Raw genomic sequence first — 24,888 nt, forward strand, 5'->3', positions numbered from 1 at the left:
ATTATACCAAAAAGTCGTTTGGAAAGAAAAGAGATGACCAGAGAAACAATGAAAACCTTATACTTTACTGGCTATCGTAATTATGAATTAGGTGTCTTTCAAGCAAAAGATCCCAAGATTGCAGTTATTAAGAAAGTAATAATGTCGGCATTGACCAATTATGTCGAAGAAGGGCTAGAATGGCTCTTGATCAGCGGGAATCTTGGAGCAGAGCTGTGGTGTGCCGAAGTCATTGAACAATTAAAACAAACATACCCGGAACTGAAACTAGGAATTATTTTTCCTTTTGAAGGGTTTGGTGAAAATTGGAACGAAACAAATCAGCAGGCACTGCAAACAGCGAAGTCATTTGCCGATTATGTCAATGCCACCAGCCATAAGCCTTACCAAGACCCCAGTCAATTAAGAAATCATACAGCGTTTTTACTGGAGCATACTGAAGGCGCACTTGTGTTATATGATGACGAATTTCCAGGAAAACCTAATTATTTCTTAAGAGATGCGAAAGCCTATAGTGAGCAAAATCCCTACTTTATTCATCAAATAACAATGGATGATTTACAAAACGCAACATTTGATAGTAATTTACTTTGATTTTCGTATATTTTTTGATAGAATGGTCTAGAAAGTGAAAACCATTTGGAATAAACAATGAGGTGTAAATAATGGCAAATTTAATTTATAGTCCAAAAGATATTCTGCAACAAGAATTCAAAACAAAAATGCGTGGATATGATCCAGTGGAAGTGGACGAGTTTTTAGATAATATCATTAAAGACTACGAAAGCTACAATAAAGAGATCTTAGCCCTGCAAGAAGAAAACGATCGTCTGACAGCGAAAATCGATCAATTGTCGAAAAACCAAGCAATCGCTTCTCGTGTTCAACAAGAAGCACCGAAAAGCCAAACAGTCACAAATTTTGATATTTTAAAACGTTTGTCTAATCTTGAAAAAGAAGTTTTTGGCAAAAAGCTTGATCGTGAATCAGAACCTGTCACTCGTTCTTCTTCATACAACAGCAACTATACAAATGCTGATTTTGAAGATGACAACGAAAAAACCCGTCAATTCTAATGTAGAAAAGATAGTTGTGGTTTTCGGGTAATTGCGGCATAACTCGATTATGCTGAGGAAAGTCCATGCTCGCACAAGCTGAGACGCTTGTAGTGTTCGTGCCTAGCGAAACCATAAGCTAGGGTACTTGAGAAAGTAACGGCAGGAAAAATGGCTAAGGTGCAAGCTATGCCAAAGTATCCTTGAAAGTGCCACAGTGACGAAGCAAGCCGGGAAACCGTCTTGGTGGAACGCGGTAAACCCCTCGAGCGAGCAACCCAAACAATGGTAGGGGCACTTTTTGCACGGAAATGAACGGAGCAAGAAGGCAAGTAATTGCAGATAGATAATTACCCAGTGTTTTCTTCTCCCTGAGGAAAATACGGACAAAACATGGCTTATAGAAAATCACAACCTATCAGGGAATCCTTCCAGCAACGGAAGGTTTTTTTATACCAAGAAGGAGAGCGTTATGACTGAAAAAACATTTAATTGTATTGCCACCGCTGCGAGCGGTTTAGAAGCACTAGTGGGCAAAGAATTACGGGATTTAGGGATCGAGTGTGAGGTTGAAAACGGCCGAGCGCGCTTTAAAGGGACAATGGAGACCATTGCTACCGCGAACTTGTGGCTCCGTACAGCCGACCGTATCAAAATCGTCGTTGGGGAATTTGACGTATTGACTTTCGATCAGCTGTTTGAAGAAGTTAAAGCGTTACCGTGGGAAGACTTTTTACCGTTAGACGCTGAATTTCCAGTAGCCGGAAAATCAATCAAATCAAAATTGTATAGTGTACCTGACTGCCAAGCGATTACCAAAAAAGCAATCGTCAATCGCTTAAGAGAAGTATATCATCGTCCGGCAAGTGTGCCGCTGACTGAAACTGGCGCTTTTTTCCAATTAGAAGTCGCTTTATTGAAAGACCATGCGATGATCACATTGGATACGACTGGCCCTAGTTTGTTTAAACGCGGCTATCGTTTAGAAAAAGGGGGCGCACCTCTGAAAGAAAACATGGCTGCGGCTTTAGTGATGCTGACAAATTGGTACAAAGACAAGCCTTTTGTCGATCCCGTTTGTGGATCAGGCACATTGTGTATTGAAGCAGCTTTGATCGGCCATAATATCGCCCCTGGATTTAATCGGGAATTTGTTTGCGAAACGTGGGATTGGTTCTCAGCAGAAGTATTTGAAAAAGTACGGAAAGAAGCAGATGAAGCAGCAGATTATGATGTCGAATTAGATATTACCGGTTCGGATATCAATGGTCGAATGATTGAGATCGCCCGCCGGAATGCGGAAGAAATAGGTCTTGGAGACTCGATCACCTTCAAACAACAAGCTGTTAAAGACTTTAAAACAGAAAAAGAGTATGGTGTCGTTGTGGCTAACCCTCCTTATGGCGAACGCTTAGGAGAAGAAGAGTCTGTTCAGCGACTGTATCAAGAAATGGGCCAAGTGTTTCGACCGCTTAAAACCTGGAGTAAATACTTTTTGACCAGTGACTTGACTTTTGAGACCCATTACGGCGAAAAAGCGACAAAAAAACGCAAATTATACAACGGTGCGATTCGGACCGATCTCTTCCAATACTGGGGGCAACGTCCGCCACGCAAAAAGGAGTTTGCTGAATGAAAGAACAAGAATTTCTGAAAGAATTAAAAGAAATCGATCTATTACAACAAGCAATGGGGATCTTAGGCTGGGACAATCAAACGGGGATGCCAGAAAAAGCCAGTGATTACCGGGCGGAAGTTGACAGCTATTTATATGGCCTCTATTTTGACAAAAAAATTGGAGAGCCGATCCAAGAAGCAATCAGCTATTTTGGGAAACACCCAGAAGAATTATCAGAGGTTGGGAAAGCGGCTTATCAGCTAGTCAAAGAAGAGTATGAATTGCAAAAAGATGTACCAAATGAGTTGGCGATGGCGGCTTCCGCAGCAACGTCAAAAGCACATACTGCTTGGCTCAAAGCCCGTAAAGAAAAAGATTTTTCTTTATTTAAAGACGCACTTTCTGAAAATATTCGCTTGACGAAAGAATTGATTCCTTATTGGAAGAAGAATGAGCTGACAAACTATGATGTGTTGTTAAACCAATACGAACCAAATATGACGGTTGAGATCTTGGATAATGTTTTCTCACAAGTGAGAGACGGTATCATGGATATTCGTCGTCAATTGGCTGAAAAAGGAACAGCACCAGATACTTCGATCCTGTCACGTAAGATGACCGAAGCGCAGCAACGTAAATTTATCTCAAAAGTGATTGCCGACTTAGGCTATGACTTTTCTCGCGGCCGCTTGGATAATACGGTCCACCCATTTGCTACGGGGATCAATCACAACGATGTGCGTTTGACTACTCGTTGGAGCGAAAACGATTTTTCAATGGGACTATTCGGTGTAATTCATGAAGCCGGACATGGAATGTACGAGCAAAATATTGACGAAAAATACGAAGGAACACCGGTTCATGAAGGAGCGTCTATGGGGATCCACGAATCTCAATCGCTTTTTAATGAAATCATTATCGGCAGTAATCGCAATTTCTGGGCCAAGCAATACCCATTTTTCCAAGAATGTGCGGAAGGCTCGTTTGATGATGTGTCTTTTGACACCTTCTATGATTCTTTGAAGCATTCTAAAGCCAGCTTGATCCGTATTGAAGCTGACAGTTTGACCTACGTAATCCATATCATTATTCGTTACGAGATCGAAAAAATGATCTTTAACGAAACAGTATCGATCGATGAACTGCCGAAAATCTGGAATGACAAATACGAGGAATATTTAGGGATTCGTCCAGAGAATGACCTTGAAGGAATCTTACAAGATGTTCATTGGTCAGGTTCCAGCTTTGGTTACTTCCCATCCTATGCGTTAGGGTATATGTATGCCGCGCAATTACTGCATGCGATGGAAAAAGAAATCAATGTCGATGAAGTGTTGGCTTCAGATGATTATTCACCGATTCGTAAATGGCTGACTGAAAATATCCATCAATATGGGGCATCAAAGAAACCAAATGAATTGATTTTAGATGCAACGGATGAATTATTGAATCCTCAATATCTATTAGACTATTTACGTAAGATCTATTTTAGTGTCTATAAAATCAGCGAGACGCAAGATTTCGCTTAAAAGAAACGAGTGAAAAGAAGCTTCGCAAGACGTTGCCGCCCTAACTGTTTCGTGGGGTGCTCGTTTTGTTAAACTTCTTTTCCTTTTGTATCGATAACCACTGAAAAAAGGAAGGCTTGCTGCTTTCGTATCGAAAGAAGGAGAAAGATGAAGGAAGAAAACAATGTTACCGATCTTAGCAAAGTAATTGCCTATGCCGAAAGTATTTTGGGGAATGATTACACAGGACATGGGTTTGATCATGTCAAACGGGTGGCGGGCTTAAGTCAAGCTATCATCGATGCCGACGAATTGGCGGTTGATCGTTTTGTCGTACAGGCAGCAGCTTACTTGCATGATACGGTGGATGACAAAATTGTGGCGGATGTCACAGCGGCTTATGCCGAAGTGCGAGTTTGTTTGACTGCAGCAGGGGCAAGTGAAGCACAAACGAAAGAAATTTTTTCTATTATCGAAAATCTGTCTTTTTCAAAAGAACTTTTGCAAGGCGCACAAGTTGTCTCAGTAGAAGGCCGCGTCGTTCGTGATGCAGATCGTCTCGATGCTTTAGGTGCGATCGGTATTTTACGGACGAGCTATTTTGGTGGCAGTCATCAACACCCGATCCATGTCAGTGACTTAGCCCCAAAGACGTTTCAAAATCATGAGGATTACCGAAAAGGGACGACGGTGATCAATCATTTTTATGAGAAACTATTTTTGCTCCCTGAAAAGATGACCACGGATTATGGCAAAAAAGAAGCTCAGCGACGCGTGGCTTTCATGAAGGATTTTTTAGAAGAATTCTATGCAGAATGGGATGTCTAACTTTGTTTAGAGTTTTTTAAACTGCAATTCGATTATTTCCTTTTTCCTTTATTGTTCTTTATAATAGTAAGTACAAAGGAGGGATGGAAATGTACTACCAACAGGCATTACAACCGAGTGAACTATTGCCAGCGATTTCCAATTCAGGGGAATGCTTTTTTGTCATTCGGGCTGAGCTACCCATCCGGCAATATCAAATCGCAGTCTATCTTTACGACGATCAATTCTTTTTGTTGCAAGATGATCGCTTGTTTGATCAAATCGAACAAATCTCTAGTGAGACATTAGGGGACGAGGAAGAGATTTTACCATTTATCGAAGAAGCGTTGGAAGAAAACCATTATTTATTAGTGGAAAAAGCGTTTATTCGTTTAGATCTATCTACTTTACAAAAGATGACCGATCTTACTAGTTTCGATATCTTGTTTTATGAATTTTTTGATTCATGGGGGGAAGAAGAATGAAACGGACTGAATACGTAACACTCCAAGACAAAACATTGATTGACCTATTCCAGCAGTTAGGAGAGGATGTTTCGAATCTCGAGCTGATCGATGAAGAAAAGAATATCGATGTGGTGGTTGTGTCGAATAGTGACTGGCAATATTTATTGGAACAAGTCAATGATGATGTAAAAGAATCTTTTGCTGATACGTCAGAGACAGACCTGGATGAAGAACTAGCCGACGAATAAACGCTTTTTGTGGTTGATAAACTGTTTTACTACGGGAGTGGTGGTTGGATCTTTTGAAGGGGTTTAGCAATCTAGGCAGCTTACCAAAAAAAATACGAAGCGATCTCATTTCCCATTAAGAGGAACAGGATCATTTCGTATTTCTAGGTAGGTTGCTTTTATTTTGTCCGCAGACGAACGTTTTTGACTTTTAGATAGCCGCGAATCAAGTTGAGAATAAGTAAAAGAATGCCCACAATCAATGGAATCGCTAATAAGTAGGGCGAGTAAAGGTGGGTTTCTTGCACGTGTTCAAGAGAAGTTTTCTCCACTTCATTGATGGCTTGTTGAATGACTTGTAAACTAAATCCAGTCAGAAAACCAGCAATGATGAATAGGGCAAATCCTAAGTAGGGTATATCGGAAGACCGGCGAAAAAGAGCAAAAGGTACATATAAAACCAAAAGGAATGCCGGTACGCCAAAGGCAAAATAGGGATTTAACATGGTTTTTTAACCTCCTTTTCTTTTATGATACTCCAAAATTTACGTTTTGGGAAATAGCGTGTAAGATAAAAAGAAAACGTGAAGGAGTTCTTTATGTCCGCTTATATTACCCCAATAAAGGTTGCTCTGCTGGTTTTTCCATTTCTAGCATTGGCGATATCAATGATTTTTTTTGTTATCCAATATCGAAAATACGGTCGTTTTATCTTTTCTCGTGCACTGGTTCTTTATTCGTTTGTCTTCTATTTATTATGCGCCTATTTTTTAGTTATTCTGCCATTGCCCTCGATTGAAGAGGTAGCTCATATGACTGGTCCTAAGATGGAATTGCAGCTAGGAGCATCCTGGCACCATTTTGTCCAACAGACGGTCTTAAATATCCACGACCCGCAAACCTATCTTCCTGCCATGAAGCAGGGGGTCTTTCTCGAACCACTCTTTAATTTATTGTTGACCTTGCCTTTCGGCGTTTACTTACGTTATTACTTCAAGTGTTCTTTTCTGAAAACGCTGGCGATTACGTTTTGTCTGACGTTGTTTTTTGAATTGACTCAGCTGACAGGACTTTATTTTATTTATCCCCGTCCTTATCGCTTATTTGATGTTAATGATCTCTTTGTCAATACACTAGGAGGATTGTTGGGGTGGAGCATTGCCCCGCTATTTACGTTCTTATTGCCATCAAGAGAAGAGATGGATGCCGATTCATACGCCAAAGGTACTCGGGTAACCGTAACCCGAAGGATATTTGCTTGGTTGATCGATTGGGGAATACTGAATGTGGTCAGTTTCATTGTGGTGATCGCTGTTCGTTTGCTTACTCAACAGACGGTACGAGACTTTAGTGGGGACTATTGGTACTTTGCTCTTGAAGTATTACTGTACTTTGTGTTGTTTGCTTATCTTGCCAAAGGACAAACGATTGGAAAAAAACTCGTACGAATCAAAATCATGCAAGAAGCCCGTCAGAGGGTCAGCTTGGTTGCGTTATTGAAACGTTATGGTTTGTTTTATCTGATTTATGCCAGCATCAGTCGGGTCAACATCTTTTTTGCACCGTTTCTTGATTCGGATAATACGCTGCTTCTGGTCGTCAGTTTATTGATGGTGGTCATTTTTGGCTTGATCCAGTTTGGCTTTTACATGAATCTCTTTTGGGCTGCAATAAAAAAAGAAAGCCGCTTTTTCTATGAACGCCGCAGTGCAACGTATACAATTAGCACGATTGATCCAAAACCCGTGACAAAAGAAAGTTAGGAAATCAAGGCAACATATGCTATAATCCAAAGGATGCTAAAAGAAAGAAGGTGTTTGAATGTCTTTTGAGTCATTTAAATTTCAACCATTTATTTATGAAGCACTTGCTGATAAAAAGTTCTCTAATCCAACAGAAGTGCAAGAAAAATTGATACCTGTTATCCAAAAAGGCCGTAGTGTTGTTGGACAATCTCAGACTGGGAGTGGTAAGACCCATACATTTTTACTGCCATTGATGGATAAAATTGATGCCGAAAAAGATGAAGTGCAAGTCGTGATTACTGCACCGAGTCGTGAATTAGCCACACAAATTTATCAAGCCGCAAAACAGATCGGCGGGTTTCATGATCCGGAGATTCGTGTGTCAAATTTTGTTGGAGGAACGGATAAACAGCGCCAATTGAGCCGTCTGCAAAATCAACAGCCCCATGTCGTGATTGGGACACCTGGTCGTATCTTGGATATGATCAACGAACAAGCCTTAGGGGTTCACACTGCCAATGTATTTGTCGTGGATGAAGCAGACATGACCTTGGATATGGGCTTTTTGGAAGAAGTCGATCAAATTGCGGGGCGTTTGCCTGAGAAACTACAAATGCTGGTTTTCTCCGCAACGATTCCAGAGAAATTGCGCCCATTCTTGAAAAAATACATGGCCAATCCATTGATCGAAGAAATCAAATCGAAAGCAGTCATCTCTGATACGATCGAGAATTGGTTGATTTCTACCAAAGGGAAAAATACCAATAAATTGATCTATCAATTATTGACTACAGGCCATCCCTATCTTGCCATCGTTTTTGCCAACACGAAGAGCCGTGTGGATGAAATTACGGATTACTTAAAGGAACAAGGCTTAAAAGTAGCGAAGATCCACGGCGACATCAGTCCTCGTGAAAGAAAACGGATCATGCGCCAAGTGCAAAATTTGGACTACCAATATGTTGTCGCAACAGATTTAGCTGCGCGAGGAATTGATATTGAAGGGGTTTCTCATGTCATCAATGCCGAGATTCCAGCTGATTTGGATTTCTTTATCCACCGTGTTGGTCGGACCGGTCGAAATCAAATGGATGGGACCGCGATCACTTTATATGATCCAAGCGATGAAGGGGCAATCCAAGCCATCGAAGATCTAGGGGTTGTTTTCCAACCGAAGGAAATCAAAAATGGCGAGATCGTTGCGACTTACGATCGGAATCGTCGGCAAAAGCGGGAAAAATCTCGTGACGAATTAGACCCAACCTTGATTGGCTTAGTCAAGAAAAAGAAGAAAAAAATCAAGCCTGGCTACAAGAAAAAAATTCAATGGGCCGTTGATAAGAAGAACAAAGAAAAACGGAAGATCGAACGTCGTCAAACGACTCGAACCGCCCGCAAAAACAAGAAAAATTCGAATAGCTAATGCTTACCAAAACAGCAGTCAAGGAAGAGAACTACTCTTCCTTGACTGCTGTTTTTAATTGTTTGGTCATTTCTACACACAATACGCCATCTTCAGCATAGGGTTCAGATGTTTTTTGATACCCACAGGATTCATAAAACGCACAAGCGTCGATCTCTGCGGATAACACTGATTGGAGGGCACCCTCTTGGACACCACGCATTTCGAGATAATGCAATAATTTGGTGCCGTATCCTTGGTGCCGAAAGGCCTTAGCTACGCAAAAGCGATCAGGTTGCAGAGTGTTCGGTGTAGAGAATTGATAGCGAATGGTAGCGATCGGTGTGTTTCCATCAAGCCAAAGAAAGTATGGACAGGTTTGGTCTTTTTCATCAAATTCCCATTCTGCCGGAATGTGCTGTTCTTCTACAAAAACGGCTTGCCGCAAGGCGAAAACCGCTTGTAGCATCCACGGACTGCGTCCAAAATAAAGCATCAGCCGTTTTCCTCCTTTTTCGTGGTATACTCGTTATATAGTAATTGTAGCAGATGAGAGGAGAAATGACGTGGATTTTTTTGAGGCGTTACAATGGTCAAATTGGAAGACACTGTCCTTTGAAATCAAAGAACAGCTGATCCAGCAAATTTTAATGTATTTTGTCAGTCCTTTAAAGGAGATCACCGATGTCCATTTTAGTCAGTTGACGTATGCAGGATTGAAATGTGCTACCTTTGAATTAACGATCGATGGCGAAGACTTTGTCTTTATACCAGGGAATTCTGAGGCGATCTTAGGTTGGGATCTCGGTGTGCAAGGGTTACCGGCTACTTGCTGGAGTAAAAATTGGCAGTCACCACCCAATGAGATCATTCGCCAACTGGAAACAATCTATGAGTTAGAAACCAGCCAGGATTGGGGGATTTTTGTCAATGAGTCGACGAGCCCTTTGCGTAAAGCTGTGATTGATCCCATGCTAGTCCAAAAAAGTTCTCTGCCTGCTGGCGCAAGGTATATCGGGCAGTTAAATACGATCACTGGGGAGTTTCACGGGTTAGTCGATCAATTCAGTGTTTTCGAAAAAGAGCTAAAGGCACAATTCACAGCACCAGCGTCCTTTGAGGAAAGCTTGCGTTGGGAATTACCCGCTTTTTATCACGAAGAGAATCGCTATTTTGCTGCACTAGAGCCGTTATCGGAAACCTATCAGTTATTTACCCACGAATCCGTCAATCAAACAGAATTGAAACAGCAGTTAGATAAACAAGGCTTTCAGCTGCTTTCAGAGGATCAATGGGAATATGTCTGCGGTGCTGCTACTCGGCGACTTTTTCGCTGGGGCAATGAAAAGTCTTGCGACGATGGGGTTTCTTTGCCAACCGCTGAATTGCTTGAACCGAATTTATTTGGCTGCACCTATGGGCTTGCGGATGCGTGGGAGCTGACAGATGGCTTGTCTTTAAAAATGGAGAACTGGCAAATTTGTGGGCATCCCTTATTCGATGCCTTGCCTTATGCCAGTTATTACCGTTCACGGAAAATGCTACAGCCAGATCAAAAGCTTTCTCCGCAGAGCTATCGTTACCGCAAAGCGATTCTGATCAATAAAGACCGGATTTGAGGATTGACTTTTTCGACACATTTCCTTATACTTTGAATGACGAAGGATATGGTCGGTTTGATGATTCATTACAGAAAGTTTTTCACTGCTGAGAGAAAAACATGAATTCAGACGGATTGCTCCCTTTGGTGCTCAACTGCAGCAGAAATGTTGCCGTCCACTCCGCGTTAACGAGTCTAAGAGGTAATGAGTCACATCATTGCAAGCAAGGTGGTACCGCGTATCGACGTCCTTGCTCTGCAATGGTGTTTTTTTATCGTCAAAATGACTCTACAGGCATAAGAGCGCCTTACCAGCAATTTTGTCAGCCCCTGTATCTTAAGCGAACACAGAAGAAAGTAGGAGAATAACGTGAAACAATTATCCAGTGCAGAAGTACGCCAAATGTTTTTGGACTTCTTTCAATCAAAAGGTCATTCAATTGAACCAAGTGCGTCCCTTGTCCCAGTCAACGATCCAACCCTATTATGGATCAATTCAGGGGTGGCAACGCTAAAAAAATATTTTGACGGCAGTGTTGTTCCTGAAAACCCAAGAATGACCAATGCGCAAAAATCAATTCGGACCAACGACATCGAAAACGTTGGGAAAACAGCAAGACACCATACGATGTTTGAAATGCTAGGAAACTTTTCGATCGGCGATTATTTCAAAAATGAAGCGATTCATTGGGCATGGGAGTTTTTGACTTCCCCAGAATGGATGGCTTTTGATCCAGAAAAGTTATATGTCACGGTTTATCCAAAAGACACAGAAGCAAAACGGATCTGGGCAGAAGAAGTCGGCTTGACACCAGAGCATATCGTTGAGATTGAAGACAACTTTTGGGACATCGGTGCAGGACCATGTGGACCGGATTCGGAGATTTTCTATGACCGTGGTCCTGAGTTTAATGACGTAGCGGAAGATGATCCCGAAAACTATCCTGGTGGCGAAAATGAACGCTATTTGGAAATCTGGAATCTGGTCTTTTCAGAATTCAATCATCAACCAGATGGCTCCTATGAACCACTACCACATAAAAACATTGATACGGGGATGGGGCTGGAACGAATGGTTTCCATCGTTCAAAATGCACCAACCAATTTTGAAACAGACTTGTTTCTGCCGATCATCAATGCAGTGGCAGATTTAAGCGGTCGTGTGAACTACGGCGACAGCAAAACGACAGATATCTCCTTTAAAGTGATTGCAGACCATATCCGCGCGCTTTCTTTTGCGATCGGCGATGGGGCACTTCCTTCAAATGAAGGCCGTGGCTATGTTTTACGTCGTTTATTACGTCGTGCAGTCATGCATGGGAAAAAATTAGGGATCGATGCTGCCTTCTTATACAAATTAGTACCGATCGTTGGCGAGATCATGGAAAGCTACTATCCTGAAGTACTAGAGCAGCAAGAATTTATTGAAAAAGTGATCCGCAACGAGGAAGAACGTTTCCATGAAACCATCAATGAAGGGTTAGATATTTTAAATCAAGTGATCGCCCAAGTAAAAGCAGACAACCAAGATACGTTAGCTGGTCAAGATATTTTCAAATTGTATGATACTTACGGCTTCCCAGTTGAATTGACAGAAGAAGTGGCGGAAGACGAAGGGTTGAAAGTGGACCATCAAGGGTTTGAACAAGAAATGGATGCACAACGTGCCCGCGCTCGTGCGGCTCGACAAACGGAGCTTTCAATGGGCGTACAATCCGCTTTATTGACGGATATCAAAGTAGACAGCCGTTTCGTTGGCTATGATTCACTTGAAGCTAACAGTGAATTATTAGTGATCATCCAAGACGAAGCGTTACACGATTCTGTTTCGACAGGTGAAGCAAAACTGATTTTTGCTGAAACACCATTTTACGCAGAAATGGGTGGACAAGTTGCGGATACAGGCACGATCGTAGCAGAAGATGGTACGATCGTAGCGGAAGTGACGGATGTCAAAAAAGCACCGAACGGTCAGTTCTTGCATACTGCTACAGTCAAAGCGCCACTACAAGAAGGCGTGAACTATTTCTTACAAGTGGATCAGCATCGTCGCAATAAGATTATCAAAAATCATACGGCGACTCACTTATTGCATAAAGCGTTAAAAGAAGTATTAGGTAGCCATGCGAACCAAGCAGGTTCATTAGTTGCTCCAGGACATTTGCGCTTTGACTTTAGTCATTTCGGGCAAGTGACCAGCGAAGAACTGAGCCAAATGGAACAAATCGTCAACCAAAAAATTTGGGAAGCCCTCCCTGTTGTGACGATCGAAACGGATATCGATACCGCAAAAGGCATGGGAGCGATGGCACTCTTTGGTGAAAAATATGGGCATGACGTTCGCGTCGTCAATGTTGCCGATTGGTCGATCGAATTATGTGGGGGAACCCATGTGGCAAATACGGAGGATATCGGTATTTTCAAAATCGTTTCTGAATCAGGGATCGGTGCTGGTGTTCGTCGGATCGAAGCCGTGACTAGTCAAGAGGCCTATACGTTATTGCATGAAGAAGAAACGCAATTAAAAGCAATCGCAGGAATTGTTAAATCTGCCCAATTAAAAGAAGTCGTTGCCAAAACAGAACAACTGCAAGCGCAGCTACGTGAATTGCAAAAAGAAAACGAAGCTCTTGCCAGCAAGTTAGCAAATCAGCAAGCAGGGGATGTTTTCAAAGATGTCAAAGAAGTAAATGGTCTGCGTCTAATCACAGCGAAAGTGACTGTTAAGGACATGAACCAATTACGTCAACTAGCCGATCAATGGAAACAAAAAGACCATTCTGATATTTTAGTGTTAGCTACCGCGAATGATGGCAAAGTGAATCTTTTAGCTGCTATGAACAAAGTAGCCAATGAAAAAGGATTGAAAGCGGGCGATTTGATCAAAGAGATCGCACCTAAAGTTGGTGGCGGCGGTGGCGGCCGTCCTGATATGGCACAAGCCGGCGGGAAGAATCCTGAAGGAATCACAGCAGCACTTGAGACCGCAGCAGCGTGGTTAGCTGCCAAGTAAGCACACTATGGTTGAATCTGTACCCGCGAGTTCCTTTCCTTCTAAGAAGATAGGTGAAAGAGGAGCGTAGGTCTTTAACACATTCCTTTTTTGAACGAAGATGACGGAGGGGGAGACCCTTCCGTTATCTTTTTCCTTTTTTCCTACGTGTTATCTGAAAATGCGTTTGATAATTGAAGGGAATTCGCTTTTTTTTCGAAAAAACGATACGAATAGTTGTTTAATTGAATTCCTTCGGGGTAAAATAAGAAAGATGGTTTTTTGAGAGGGTGATGATTTGCTAAACTTTTTTTTAAATCGTAGCAAAAAAAATGGTGTCTACGAACGCACAGCCATTGGGAAGTTAGCGGGTAGCCTCGGGTTGCTTTCCAACCTCCTATTATTTGCCGGAAAATTTATCATTGGCTTATCTGCACAATCTGTTTCGATTATGGCCGATGCCATCAACAGTCTTTCAGATACAGCCTCGTCTATTTTAACATTGATCGGTTTTCGGATCTCGGCGAAACCAGCCGACAGTGAACATCCATATGGACATGAGCGATTTGAAGCCATCAGTGGGTTTGTGGTATCTTTGATCATCACGTTTGTTGGCGGTCAATTTCTCATCAGCTCTGTGCAACGCATCATGGAACCGACGAGTATCCGTCTTTCACCACTATTGTTTATCGTTTTGGTTTTATCGATTTTGATCAAAATCTGGCAGGGAGCGATGTACCGCAAACTGGCGAACCTGATTGGCTCTCAAACACTTAAAGCCAGTGGGCAAGACAGTCTCAACGATGTGTATACAACGGGTGCGGTTTTGTTTTCAGCGACGATCGAGTGGTTGACTGGCCTACGTATCGATGGCTTTGTCGGCTGTCTGATTGCCTTGTATATTTTGATTAGCGGAATCAAAATGATTCGTTCCTTTATCAACGAATTATTAGGGGCACGCCCAACGCAAGAAGAAGTAGCTGCCATGGAGCAGCGCTTGGATCACTATCCGACGATTCTCGGTTACCATGATTTACTGGTTCATAATTATGGACCGAAAAATCGCTTTGCCAGTGTGCATATCGAAGTGGATGAAACGTGGTCTTTACGAGAAGCGCATGAGGTGATTGATGCTATTGAACAAGATTTTCGCCAATCTTTAAAGGTCGACCTTGTCTGTCACCTTGATCCAGTACCAATTCAAGATCAGCAGTATCGGTATTTAAAAAAAGAAGTGTCAAAGATCATTCGCTTCGTTGATCCGCAGTTACGGATGCATGATTTTCAGGTCAAAGGAGATCTGTTGGCGTTTGATTTAGTGATTCCCGCAAAATCGGCGTATAGTGATCAAGAAATCGAAGAAATGCTGAAACAAAAAATCAAAGAAACACTAGGGGACTATGAATTGAAGCTTGCTTTCGATCATAGTTACCTATTATAGGGTTACAGGATATAGGAGGAAACTATGATAAAAATGGATATGAGCATGATTTCCACGGTATTATTGGCACTTTTGTTTATTAATACGATTGCTGCCTTTATTACTGTTTTTCGGAAACCACGCTCGATTGCAAGTGTCTTTGCTTGGATGATGACGTTGGTATTCATCCCCGGCATCGGGTTTTTGTTGTACTTGTTTTGTGGTCGGGGGATCGACGGAGAAATTATTTATAAATTTAGTGAGCACCACCAAAGTAGGATCAATGAGTTGAATCAAATCATCAAAGTGCACAATTATTCTTTTCCTGAACATCCTTACTCAGATGACAATCATCTATTAGAGCGCTATTTTAAGAACCTTGATGAATCGCCCTTGACTAAAGGAAACAAAGTAGAATTTTATACAGATGGAAAAGAAAAATTTGCAGCATTGTTTGAAGACATGAAGCAAGCAGAAGATAATCTGCATGTGGAATATTATTCGTTTTTTAATGATGAGATCGGTGGCCAATTTCTGTCTATCTTGATCGATAAAGCCCGTGAAGGTGTTGAAGTGCGTTTGGTCTATGATCCATGGGGGTCACCGAAAGCCAATCGGAAATTCTTTCAACCGTTGATTGATGCCGGTGGAAAAGTCGTGCCTTTCATCACTTCGAAGAACCTGATCCGTAACACACGATTGAACTATCATCTACATCGAAAAATCGTTGTGATCGATGGTCAAATTGGGTGGACTGGCGGCTTTAATGTCGGCGATCAATATTTAGGGAAAAAGGCCAAATTTGGCTATTGGCGAGACACCCATGCGAGAATCGTAGGTACTGCCAGTTTTACACTACAAGAGATTTTTATTCGTGACTGGAACGCATCTGTAAAAAAAGAGGAGGATCAACTGGAATACGAGGATCGCTACTTTATTCTACCGCCGAAAGAGCTCTCTGGAAATGTTGATTTGCAGATTGTCGCTGATGGTCCTGAAAGTGAGACCCAAATTCTCAAAGGCGGTTTTGTAAAAATGATCTTAGCTGCCAAAGAATCGATTTGGATCCAAACGCCTTATTTGATTCCTGATGACAGTATGATGAACGCATTGGAAATTGCCATCCACTCAGGTGTAGACGTCCGAATCATGATCCCATGTATGCCTGACCACCCATTCATTTACCGGGCAACACAGCATTATGCCAATTATTTGCATCGTCGTGGTGCAAAAATCTACATCTATAACAATGGTTTCCTCCATGCGAAGACGGTCATGATGGATGATACCATTAGTTCCTTTGGGACGACAAATCAAGACATTCGGAGTTATGCCTTGAATTTTGAAGTCAATGCTTTTGCCTACGATCACGATGTCACGCAAACGTTGAAAGGCTTCTTTGAAGAGGATATGGCGCAATCCACATTACTGACGGATGAAATTTTAGCTAAGCAGTCTTACTGGTTGCGCTTCAAACAAAACTTCTCTCGGTTATTGTCTCCGATCCTTTAATTTCAACGCCTTTGCTAATCCTTGGCGTGCCAAATGGTCGGCACCTTTGTTTTGGCTCTCAGGGATCCATTGGATGATCGCTAAAGGGAACTGTTTCAACAAGCATTGAATTTCCGTTAAATAATCAGAAAAAGCAGGGTTTTTGGTATAATTCTTGTCGATAGTCTGCGCAACGACTTTGCTGTCGGTATAGAGCATAATCGTCTGTTCCTGTAACCCTTTGTCAATCAGCAGCTGCAACGCGTTTACCATCACAGCGAACTCTGCTTGGTGGTTGGTTGAATCAGGTAGCGGAAACGCAATTTGCTCATGCAGATCAGTACCGACAATGACGATTCCACCGCCACTAGGGCCGGGGTTGCCTTTCGTGGAAGCATCAAGATAAACTTTTAACATTGTCTCACCCTTTTTTGATATGATAAAGATAGTATACTAGAAATTTTATGTTGTGAGGAACTTTTATGAAGCGTAAATTGTATTGGCAACCGGAAGCTGCTACAGCGATCATTTATTGGTCGTTTACTATGATGATATTATTTATCAGTTTGATTCTTTCGTTAGAAAATACCAGACCTTATTGGAAAAGCAACCTCGTTTTAGCCGTCTTTTTCTTTTTTGTATGGTTAGGTATTCATCGAAGCATACTCATCAGGAATGATTTGCTCCTTATTCGCTATGCCCGCTTATGGAAGAAAAGTCTTGTTTCTTTACCTGAGATAGAAAAATGGCAAATTGTAAACTATTTAATAAGCATTACCGATCATCAAAAAACGTATACCTTCACGTTGCGTAAAAAAGATGTGGTATGGTTAGAAACTTTTTTTCAAGAAAAAATCCCTGAAAAAAGGGTGCAGGTCGAAACCAACGAGTAATTCATAGAAATCTAGAAAACAGCGATCACTCCTTTTGGCGGTACAGCCTTAGGAAGGACGTTGTTTTTTGTTTACATAGAGAATTCGGCAAACTTCTTGTAAAAGTGTGGAAAATCTCTCTTTCTTTCTGAATAAAATCAAGTATAATAAGAGCATAGCAAACAAAATACATTTTAAAGTGCTAAATAGTTCGTGAATTGAGGGTAAAAATGAAATCAGATATCGAAATTGCACAAGAATCAATGCCTAAACCGATTATTGAAATTGCTGAACCACTTGGTTTAACAGGGGATGACCTGGAACTTTATGGCAAATATAAAGCAAAAATCGAATGGTCGGCAATCAAAGAAAAAGCAAACAAGCCGTTAGGTAAGCTTATTTTAGTCACAGCCATCAGCCCGACACCAGCAGGGGAAGGTAAATCAACGGTGACCATCGGACTTGCGGATGCCCTGAATCAAATCGGGAAACAAACCGTCATTGCTTTGCGGGAGCCATCATTGGGCCCAGTAATGGGCATCAAAGGCGGCGCCACCGGCGGCGGCAAAGCACAAGTTCTACCGATGGAAGACATCAACTTACATTTCACAGGTGATATGCATGCGATCACGGCTGCCAATAACGCCTTGTCTGCGTTGATCGACAATCATATCCAACAAGGTAACGAATTAGGGATCGACGGACGTCGGGTCACATGGAAACGCGTTGTCGATTTGAATGATCGAGCGTTACGACAAGTGATCGTCGGTCTAGGGGGACCGTTACAAGGCGTTCCCCGAGAAGACGGTTTTGACATTACCGTTGCTAGTGAGATCATGGCGATTTTGTGCTTGGCAACAAGCATTGATAATTTAAAAGAGCGATTAGGAAAGATTTTAATTGGTTATTCTTTTGGGAAACAACCGATTTACGTAAAAGATCTGGCGGTCCAAGGTGCTTTAGCCTTACTTTTAAAAGATGCCCTCAAACCGAATCTCGTTCAAACGATTGAAGGAACCCCTGCGCTGATCCATGGCGGTCCTTTTGCGAATATCGCCCATGGGTGTAATAGTGTCATCGCAACCGAGACGGCTTTGCACGTAGGCGAATACACGGTGACCGAAGCTGGGTTTGGTGCTGACTTAGGCGCAGAGAAATTTCTTGATATCAAAACACCGAACTTATCAAAGGCACCAGATGCGATCGTAGTGGTAGCGACGATCAGAGCACTGAAGATGCATGGTGGGGTCGCTGTCGCTGAATTAGGGACAGAAAACATAGAAGCATTAGAGCGGGGCTTCAGTAATTTAAAGCGACATGTTGGAAACATGCGTAAATACGGTATTCCAGTTGTCGTTGCGCTTAATGAGTTCTCACAAGACACCGAAGCAGAGCGGAAATTAGTTGAAACCATGTGTCAGCAAATCGACGTCACCATCGCACGGACAGCCGTTTGGGCAGAAGGTGGCGCCGGTGGAACGGATCTAGCAAAAGCGCTGGTACAAGTAATTGAGGAAAAACCCGCCAACTATCATCGCTTGTATACCGACGATTTGCCTTTAGCGGATAAAGCTTCTTTGATTGTGCGTGAGATCTACGGCGGGGCAGAGGTTGAGTTTGCGCCTAAAGCCAAGGCACAGTTGCAAAGCTTCAAAGAGCAAGGCTGGGATCAGCTGCCGATTTGTATGGCAAAAACCCAGTATTCATTCAGTGATGATCCAAAGCGATTGGGCGCACCAGATGACTTCACAGTAACGATTCGCGAATTCGTGCCAAAATTAGGTGCTGGTTTTATCGTTGCCTTGACTGGTGCCGTGATGACAATGCCTGGATTACCGAAGAAACCTGCGGCTATCAATATGGACGTGACTTCTGATGGCCAAGCGATCGGTCTTTTCTAAAAGAGTGATCACAAGCAAAGAAGACATTCGCTGCATTTGAAACGAAAAAACGGAAAGAGATGATTTGAAAGGACGGATGCAAGCGGCATTCGTCTTTTTCTCGTTCATTAGACGTGATGGAAGATAAAAGTAGGGATTCTTGTTATAATAATCAAGGAAGCAAGCAAAAGTCTATTTTCTTTCTTTTGATAATCAAGTATACTTAACCAATTGAGGTGATCTTTGTCAATGGAGCTACAACTAACTAGGAGGACTGGTTTTTATGGAATGGGCAGTCCCTTAGAGGTCATGCAAGGGAAAAAAAGAATCGCTGCCATCAATCATCAGCAAACGATTTTTTTAGAGTTAGCTGAGCAGACACCGATTCGTGTGCGCATGTTTTTTTTAGAAAGTCAGCCTTTTCAGCTACCACAAGGCCAATCAGCGCTCAAGCTGGAGATCGTGATGAATCTTACGCTTAAAAGATTATATATCGGCTTTTATTTAAGCCTTTTTCTCATGATGGGGGTATTGGGCTTATTCTCTATCTCCCTTTACTCGTTGCTTTTTGTCGGGGTGTATTTGGTGGCATATTTTGTCTTTGTTTTGATTTATTTGAAAAAAGCGTATCTTATCAAGGAGGTTCCTCATGACTAGTGGTGCAGATCAATTTTTGAGTAGTTTTAATCGAATCGAAAAGCGGCTTCGTGACGAATTGGATAATCCACGGAATATGGGTTTTTCTGAAATGGTTCGTCGCTTGTCAAAAAGCAAAAATATCAATGTCAGAAGAGCAGAAGATGATCTATTACAAATGGCTCAGCTGCGCAATGCCATCGTACATGAAAAAATCGGAGAAAACTTTGTCATTGCTGAACCGAATGAATGGGTCGTCAATCGCATTCAAGAAATTGAACGCTCTTTACTGGCACCTGAAAAAGTCATGCCGCGTTTTGCGAAACGAGTGACTGGTTTTGAAAAGCACCTGCCATTACCAGAGTTATTGAAAATCGTTGCCCAAAAGCGCTATTCACAATTTCCGATCTATGATAATGGTCGATTTTTGGGCTTGATCACTTTGCGGATGCTGGGATACTGGTTAGCGAAAGAAAGCCTCCATGGTGAAATCAAGTTGACAGGCAGAACGGCAGATGAATTATTAGCAGGAGATGGGAAACGATCAAATTATTGTTTCGTGTCGGCTGAAACGACCATCGTAGAAGTGGAAGAATTGTTTCAAAAAAATGCCCTGCTTGAGGCGGTTTTGATCACCAAGGATAAAAATCCGAATGGAAATCTCTTGGGCATCATCCGTCCGCGAGATATTTTTAAAGAAGAAAGAGTGGAAAATTTATGATCGCGTTGTTTTTTTTGTTAAGTGCTGTTGTCATTGGCTTGGATCAATGGCTGAAAATTTGGATCGTTGCCAATTATCAACTAGGTGAAACACATTCTCTGATCGACAATGTGTTGTCCCTGACCTATCTTCAGAATACCGGTGCAGCTTGGAGTATTCTAGAAGGAAAAATCACTTTTTTTGCGATCATCACCGTTATCGCGGTTGCCGTCGTTGTTTACCTATTGTTTCGTTACCAAAAAAGCAGTTTGTGGTTTCGCTTTGGATTGGCATTTGTTCTAGGTGGCGCTATCGGAAACTTCATCGATCGCTTGCAGCATGGCTTTGTGGTGGACATGTTCCAGCTTGATTTTATCAATTTCCCAATATTCAATATCGCTGATATGTCATTAGTGTTTGGGGTAATCTTGATTTTTATTTATGCACTGGTAGATGATATAGCAAAAGGGAAACAAGGAGAATCAAATGGAAAAGCAAATTGAAGTAATCATTAAAGAAGAAAAAGGGCGGGTCGACAAAGTGTTGGCTGAACGCTTGCCTGACCATAGCCGTTCACAAGTCCAACAATGGCTGAAAGAAGATGCCGTTACTTTAGAAGGTGAGACGGTTCGGGCTAATTATAAAGTAAAAGCAGGCGATCACTTGGTCATCCAAGTGCCAGAGCCGGAAGTAGTAGATTTAGAGCCAGAAAATATTCCTTTGACGATCGTCTATCAAGATGCTGATGTGGCAGTCATCAACAAGCCGCAAGGGATGGTGGTTCATCCATCCGCTGGTCATCCGAGTGGCACTTTAGTCAACGCATTGTTGTACCATATGGAGGACCTATCGACGATCAACGATGTTGTTCGGCCGGGCATCGTTCATCGAATCGACAAAGATACGTCGGGTCTGTTAATGATTGCCAAAAATGATCAGGCGCATGAGTCGTTAGCGAAACAATTGAAAGACAAAGCCTCGTTACGCAAGTATGTGGCATTGGTCCATGGCAATATCAGCCACGAAAAAGGCACGATCAATGCACCGATCGGCCGCTCGAAAGTCAATCGTAAAATGCAGGCGGTGATTGAGAACGGCAAACCCGCAGTGACGCATTTCACCGTGTTGGAACGCTTTGATCAATTTACCTTGGTGGAATTGCAATTGGAAACTGGACGAACCCACCAAATTAGAGTGCATATGCAATATATCGGGTTTCCGTTAGCCGGTGACCCAATCTACGGACCAAAGCGCACCTTAAAAGGCAACGGCCAGTTTTTACATGCCAAACTTTTAGGTTTCACACATCCCACAACGGGTGAGTCAATGGTCTTTGAAGCCCCATTACCAGAACTATTTGAGGACACCCTAAAAAAATTGCGAAAAAATGATTGATTTTTTTGTGTGAGAACTGTATAGTAATTGTAACAACTAAATAGCTCCTTTAAATGTAGTCCCGTGAGGCTAAGAAGGAATGAGTAAGCAGACGACTCCCGCGTTGGAGATTCGAACCCTTACTAGATGATAACGTGTACCCAAAATCCACAGAATGGGATTTTAGGCAACGATCGGAAAACATGACTCCTACCTCAAGCAGGTAGGAGTTTTTTTATGTTCAAAATTAGGAGGGAATAACATATGGCAGCGAAAGAAGTAGTAGATGCAGTAACAATGAAACGAGCGTTAACGCGGATCACCTATGAAATTATAGAAAGAAATCGCGGCATTGATAACTTGGTGCTGGTAGGGATCAAAACCCGCGGCATCTATATCGCGCAACGAATAGCAGAACGTTTAAAACAACTAGAAGGCGTAGAAGTACCTGTCGGTGAATTGGACATCACCTTGTACCGAGATGACAAAAAGACAGAAGATGATCCAGAGATCCATTCATCAGACATCCCGACTGCCATTGATGGCAAAGAAGTCATCTTGATCGATGATGTCTTGTTTACAGGACGGACGATTCGGGCAGCTTTGGATGCCATCATGGATATTGGTCGACCAAAAAGAATCTCACTCGCCGTTTTAGTTGACCGCGGTCATCGTGAACTGCCGATTCGGGCAGATTTTGTTGGAAAAAATATTCCAACTGCTTTAAGTGAAGAAATTATCGTGGAGATGGAAGAATCCGATGGTTCTGACCGGATCATGATCAATAAAGAAAACGACTAGGAAGAAGAGTGACAGCAACATGCAGAAGCAAGAATTTCGTAATCCAGACGCAGTTTTAGACATCAAAGATCGGCCCAAAGCACTGCCGTGGTTAGGCCTAAGCTTACAACATCTTTTCACGATGTTTGGGGCAACCGTTTTAGTTCCGATCCTCGTTGGGATCAACCCCAGCATCGCTTTAGTTAGTTCAGGTATTGGAACATTGGTTTACTTGGTTACGACGAAAGGGAAGATTCCAGCGTATCTAGGCAGTAGCTTTGCGTTTATCGCGGCGATGCAGATGCTGATGAAATCTGACGGCTACCCAGCTATCGCACAAGGCGCCATCACGACTGGGTTGGTCTACGTGATCGTTTCGATGATCATTAAACGTGCAGGTGCTGCTTGGTTGGATAAGATCTTACCACCGATCATTGTCGGTCCTGTGATTATGGTGATTGGATTAGGGTTAGCTGCTAACGCAGCTCAGAATGCGATGTACAATGACTCAGTCTACGATTTCAAGTACATTCTGGTAGCGTTGGCTACCTTAGGATTAACGATTTTCTTCAATATGTTTCTGCGAGGGTTCTTAGGACTGATTCCGATCCTTCTGGGGATCGTGGGCGGATACTTGATCGCCTTAGCAGCGGGAATCGTCGATGTACAGCCCATCATTGACGCCAACTGGTTTGGCATGCCGAGCTTCGAGATTCCCTTCATTAACTATGAACCAAAACTGTATCTGAATGCGATCACGACGATGGCGCCGATCGCTTTTGTTACCATGACCGAACACATCGGTCATCTGATGGTCTTGAACAAATTAACCAAGCGAAACTTTTTTGAAGAGCCAGGCTTGAACCGAACACTTTTGGGCGATGGTTTTGCTCAAATCGCAGCCGGTCTCGTTGGGGGCCCCCCAGTGACAAGTTACGGAGAAAACATCGGGGTTTTAGCAATTACACGGGTCCACAGTGTGTTCGTCATCGGTGGTGCGGCAATTCTAGCCATCGTACTAGGCTTCGTTGGAAAACTAAGCGCATTGATCTTAAGTATTCCTGGTCCAGTCATCTCAGGGATCAGCTTTCTGCTCTTTGGCGTCATCGCTGCCAGCGGGTTGAAAATTTTGATCGACAATAAAATCGATTTTGATCGTAAGAAGAATTTGATCATTGCGTCAGTGATCCTTGTGGTAGGAATCGGCGGGCTTGTCTTCACGGTCGGGACCTTCACCTTATCCGCAATGGCGTTAGCAACTGTCCTAGGAATCTTCTTGAATCTTATTTTACCTGACAGCTCCCGCAGCGAAGAAAAATAACTTGTGCCAACTCATCGTTTAAACAGAATCAAAGGAGGAATTCATTCATGATTATTCAATCCGAAAGAATCAGCTTAAAGCATCTTTTGACGGTCGAAGCATTGACGGACCGTGAAGTGATGGGACTCATCCGCAGAGGACAAGAATTCAAAAGAGGTGCGAAATGGATGCCCCAAAAAGAACAATATTTCGCAACAAATCTCTTTTTTGAGAACAGTACCAGAACCCACAAAAGCTTCGATGTTGCTGAGAAAAAACTAGGGATCGAAGTCATCGAATTTGAAGCCTCCACCAGTTCTGTTCAAAAAGGCGAGACCTTGTATGACACGGTCTTGACGATGTCGGCTTTAGGTGTAGACGTTGCGGTCATTCGCCACGGCGATGAAAACTACTACGACTCTTTGATCCAAAGCAAAACGATCCAGTGCAGTATCATCAATGGCGGGGACGGCAGCGGCCAACACCCGACGCAATGTTTGCTAGATCTGATGACGATCTATGAAGAGTTCGGGCACTTTGACGACTTGAAAGTCGCAATCGTAGGCGACATCACCCACTCACGGGTCGCAAAATCAAACATGCAAATGTTGAAGCGTCTCGGAGCGAAAGTCTTCTTCTCAGGTCCAATGGAATGGTATGACGAAGAATTTGAAGTATACGGTCACTGGATGCCACTCGACGAATTGGTCGCAGAAGTCGATGTCATGATGATGCTTCGTGTCCAGCACGAGCGCCATGATGGAACGGAAAGCTTTTCAAAAGAAGAATACTTAAAAAATCACGGGTTGACCGTCGAACGCGCCGCAAGAATGAAAGAGCATGCGATCATTATGCACCCAGCACCAGTCAATCGCGATGTGGAGTTAGCTGATGCCTTAGTTGAAAGCTTACGCTCGCGCATCATCACCCAGATGTCCAATGGCGTCTTTGTTCGAATGGCAATTCTTGAAGCGGTGTTGAACGGTAAGGCCTAACAGGCAAAAAGGAATGAAT

At 42.6% G+C, this 24,888-nt stretch carries 25 protein-coding genes and 1 other RNA gene; 23 read left to right on the forward strand and 3 right to left on the reverse strand.

Annotated elements, in window-relative coordinates:
• Positions 1 to 48: 48 nt before the first annotated feature.
• The 8 genes from IGJ42_RS08030 (at position 49) to IGJ42_RS08065 (ending at position 5,703) form a co-directional block, all read left to right on the forward strand.
• Positions 49 to 594: a DUF1273 domain-containing protein gene (locus IGJ42_RS08030; RefSeq protein WP_042890769.1), complete on the forward strand. Its 546-nt coding sequence runs from the start codon at positions 49 to 51 to the stop codon at positions 592 to 594.
• Positions 595 to 665: 71 nt separating this feature from the next.
• Positions 666 to 1,076 carry a cell division regulator GpsB gene (gene gpsB / locus IGJ42_RS08035; RefSeq protein ID WP_005226142.1) on the forward strand — a complete coding sequence of 137 codons (411 nt, stop codon included), beginning with the start codon at positions 666 to 668 and terminating at the stop codon, positions 1,074 to 1,076.
• Between the two features lie 19 nt (positions 1,077 to 1,095).
• Positions 1,096 to 1,461: RNase P RNA component class B (gene rnpB / locus IGJ42_RS08040), an RNA gene on the forward strand.
• 66 nt (positions 1,462 to 1,527) lie between these two features.
• Positions 1,528 to 2,691, forward strand: a complete 1,164-nt coding sequence (locus IGJ42_RS08045) for a THUMP domain-containing class I SAM-dependent RNA methyltransferase (RefSeq protein ID WP_086332373.1) — start codon at positions 1,528 to 1,530, stop codon at positions 2,689 to 2,691.
• Positions 2,688 to 4,202, forward strand: a complete 1,515-nt coding sequence (locus IGJ42_RS08050) for a carboxypeptidase M32 (protein ID WP_005236028.1) — start codon at positions 2,688 to 2,690, stop codon at positions 4,200 to 4,202. The genes IGJ42_RS08045 and IGJ42_RS08050 overlap by 4 nt, the downstream gene beginning before the upstream one ends.
• A 147-nt stretch (positions 4,203 to 4,349) precedes the next feature.
• On the forward strand, positions 4,350 to 5,009 hold the full coding sequence (locus IGJ42_RS08055; RefSeq protein ID WP_086332374.1) for an HD domain-containing protein: 660 nt from the start codon (positions 4,350 to 4,352) through the stop codon (positions 5,007 to 5,009).
• A gap of 83 nt (positions 5,010 to 5,092) precedes the next feature.
• A complete protein-coding gene (locus IGJ42_RS08060; protein ID WP_005236023.1) occupies positions 5,093 to 5,473 on the forward strand; it encodes a hypothetical protein in 381 nt (126 codons plus the stop codon).
• Positions 5,470 to 5,703, forward strand: coding sequence for a hypothetical protein (locus tag IGJ42_RS08065; protein ID WP_005236021.1), 234 nt, complete (start codon positions 5,470 to 5,472; stop codon positions 5,701 to 5,703). Before IGJ42_RS08060 ends, IGJ42_RS08065 begins: the two co-directional genes overlap by 4 nt.
• Before the next feature lie 158 nt (positions 5,704 to 5,861).
• Here the strand turns inward: IGJ42_RS08065 and IGJ42_RS08070 are convergent, their stop codons facing one another.
• Entirely contained in the window at positions 5,862 to 6,188 is a 327-nt protein-coding gene (locus tag IGJ42_RS08070) for a hypothetical protein (RefSeq protein WP_086332375.1), read from the reverse strand.
• Positions 6,189 to 6,281: 93 nt separating this feature from the next.
• On the opposite strand from IGJ42_RS08070, the gene IGJ42_RS08075 reads away from it, so the two are divergent.
• Positions 6,282 to 7,445 carry a VanZ family protein gene (locus tag IGJ42_RS08075; RefSeq protein ID WP_430616102.1) on the forward strand — a complete coding sequence of 388 codons (1,164 nt, stop codon included), beginning with the start codon at positions 6,282 to 6,284 and terminating at the stop codon, positions 7,443 to 7,445.
• Between the two features lie 58 nt (positions 7,446 to 7,503).
• A complete protein-coding gene (locus tag IGJ42_RS08080; RefSeq protein ID WP_005236016.1) occupies positions 7,504 to 8,850 on the forward strand; it encodes a DEAD/DEAH box helicase in 1,347 nt (448 codons plus the stop codon).
• Positions 8,851 to 8,881: 31 nt separating this feature from the next.
• Here the strand turns inward: IGJ42_RS08080 and IGJ42_RS08085 are convergent, their stop codons facing one another.
• The gene (locus IGJ42_RS08085; RefSeq protein WP_008379848.1) at positions 8,882 to 9,325 is read right to left on the reverse strand and encodes a GNAT family N-acetyltransferase; all 444 of its coding nucleotides are present in this window, start codon (positions 9,323 to 9,325) and stop codon (positions 8,882 to 8,884) included.
• A 70-nt stretch (positions 9,326 to 9,395) separates the two neighbouring features.
• Between IGJ42_RS08085 and IGJ42_RS08090 the strand changes: the two genes are divergently transcribed.
• The 4 genes from IGJ42_RS08090 to cls all read left to right on the forward strand — a co-directional run bounded on the left by IGJ42_RS08090 (position 9,396) and on the right by cls (position 16,353).
• A complete protein-coding gene (locus IGJ42_RS08090) occupies positions 9,396 to 10,448 on the forward strand; it encodes a DUF7278 family profilin-like fold-containing protein (RefSeq protein ID WP_086332376.1) in 1,053 nt (350 codons plus the stop codon).
• A 351-nt stretch (positions 10,449 to 10,799) separates the two neighbouring features.
• Positions 10,800 to 13,442, forward strand: a complete 2,643-nt coding sequence (gene alaS / locus IGJ42_RS08095; protein ID WP_005236010.1) for an alanine--tRNA ligase — start codon at positions 10,800 to 10,802, stop codon at positions 13,440 to 13,442.
• 277 nt (positions 13,443 to 13,719) lie between these two features.
• On the forward strand, positions 13,720 to 14,862 hold the full coding sequence (locus IGJ42_RS08100) for a cation diffusion facilitator family transporter (protein WP_005236009.1): 1,143 nt from the start codon (positions 13,720 to 13,722) through the stop codon (positions 14,860 to 14,862).
• Positions 14,863 to 14,886: 24 nt separating this feature from the next.
• A complete protein-coding gene (gene cls, locus IGJ42_RS08105; protein WP_008379854.1) occupies positions 14,887 to 16,353 on the forward strand; it encodes a cardiolipin synthase in 1,467 nt (488 codons plus the stop codon).
• On the opposite strand, the gene IGJ42_RS08110 is transcribed toward cls, so the two are convergent.
• A complete protein-coding gene (locus IGJ42_RS08110; protein ID WP_005236004.1) occupies positions 16,333 to 16,749 on the reverse strand; it encodes a ribonuclease HI family protein in 417 nt (138 codons plus the stop codon). The genes cls and IGJ42_RS08110 overlap by 21 nt on opposite strands.
• Before the next feature lie 65 nt (positions 16,750 to 16,814).
• Here IGJ42_RS08110 and IGJ42_RS08115 point away from each other — a divergent pair, with 65 nt between their 5' ends.
• The 9 genes from IGJ42_RS08115 (at position 16,815) to IGJ42_RS08155 (ending at position 24,869) form a co-directional block, all read left to right on the forward strand.
• The gene (locus IGJ42_RS08115; RefSeq protein ID WP_061054167.1) at positions 16,815 to 17,225 is read left to right on the forward strand and encodes an EbsA family protein; all 411 of its coding nucleotides are present in this window, start codon (positions 16,815 to 16,817) and stop codon (positions 17,223 to 17,225) included.
• A 209-nt stretch (positions 17,226 to 17,434) separates the two neighbouring features.
• The gene (locus IGJ42_RS08120; RefSeq protein ID WP_422705962.1) at positions 17,435 to 19,105 is read left to right on the forward strand and encodes a formate--tetrahydrofolate ligase; all 1,671 of its coding nucleotides are present in this window, start codon (positions 17,435 to 17,437) and stop codon (positions 19,103 to 19,105) included.
• Between the two features lie 228 nt (positions 19,106 to 19,333).
• Entirely contained in the window at positions 19,334 to 19,741 is a 408-nt protein-coding gene (locus tag IGJ42_RS08125; protein WP_430616104.1) for a hypothetical protein, read from the forward strand.
• On the forward strand, positions 19,734 to 20,441 hold the full coding sequence (locus IGJ42_RS08130) for a CBS domain-containing protein (RefSeq protein ID WP_430616106.1): 708 nt from the start codon (positions 19,734 to 19,736) through the stop codon (positions 20,439 to 20,441). The genes IGJ42_RS08125 and IGJ42_RS08130 overlap by 8 nt, the downstream gene beginning before the upstream one ends.
• On the forward strand, positions 20,438 to 20,923 hold the full coding sequence (gene lspA / locus IGJ42_RS08135; RefSeq protein ID WP_430616108.1) for a signal peptidase II: 486 nt from the start codon (positions 20,438 to 20,440) through the stop codon (positions 20,921 to 20,923). The genes IGJ42_RS08130 and lspA overlap by 4 nt, the downstream gene beginning before the upstream one ends.
• On the forward strand, positions 20,907 to 21,815 hold the full coding sequence (locus tag IGJ42_RS08140; RefSeq protein ID WP_086332379.1) for an RluA family pseudouridine synthase: 909 nt from the start codon (positions 20,907 to 20,909) through the stop codon (positions 21,813 to 21,815). The genes lspA and IGJ42_RS08140 overlap by 17 nt, the downstream gene beginning before the upstream one ends.
• A gap of 243 nt (positions 21,816 to 22,058) precedes the next feature.
• Positions 22,059 to 22,595, forward strand: coding sequence for a bifunctional pyr operon transcriptional regulator/uracil phosphoribosyltransferase PyrR (gene pyrR / locus IGJ42_RS08145; protein WP_005231374.1), 537 nt, complete (start codon positions 22,059 to 22,061; stop codon positions 22,593 to 22,595).
• A 19-nt stretch (positions 22,596 to 22,614) separates the two neighbouring features.
• Positions 22,615 to 23,895, forward strand: a complete 1,281-nt coding sequence (locus tag IGJ42_RS08150; RefSeq protein ID WP_005226119.1) for a solute carrier family 23 protein — start codon at positions 22,615 to 22,617, stop codon at positions 23,893 to 23,895.
• A gap of 47 nt (positions 23,896 to 23,942) precedes the next feature.
• Positions 23,943 to 24,869: an aspartate carbamoyltransferase catalytic subunit gene (locus IGJ42_RS08155; RefSeq protein WP_086332380.1), complete on the forward strand. Its 927-nt coding sequence runs from the start codon at positions 23,943 to 23,945 to the stop codon at positions 24,867 to 24,869.
• The last annotated feature ends 19 nt before the right edge of the window (positions 24,870 to 24,888 follow it).

The sequence above is a fragment of the Enterococcus sp. DIV1067f genome (assembly GCF_050543505.1).
Lineage (GTDB): Bacteria > Bacillota > Bacilli > Lactobacillales > Enterococcaceae > Enterococcus_D > Enterococcus_D entomosocium.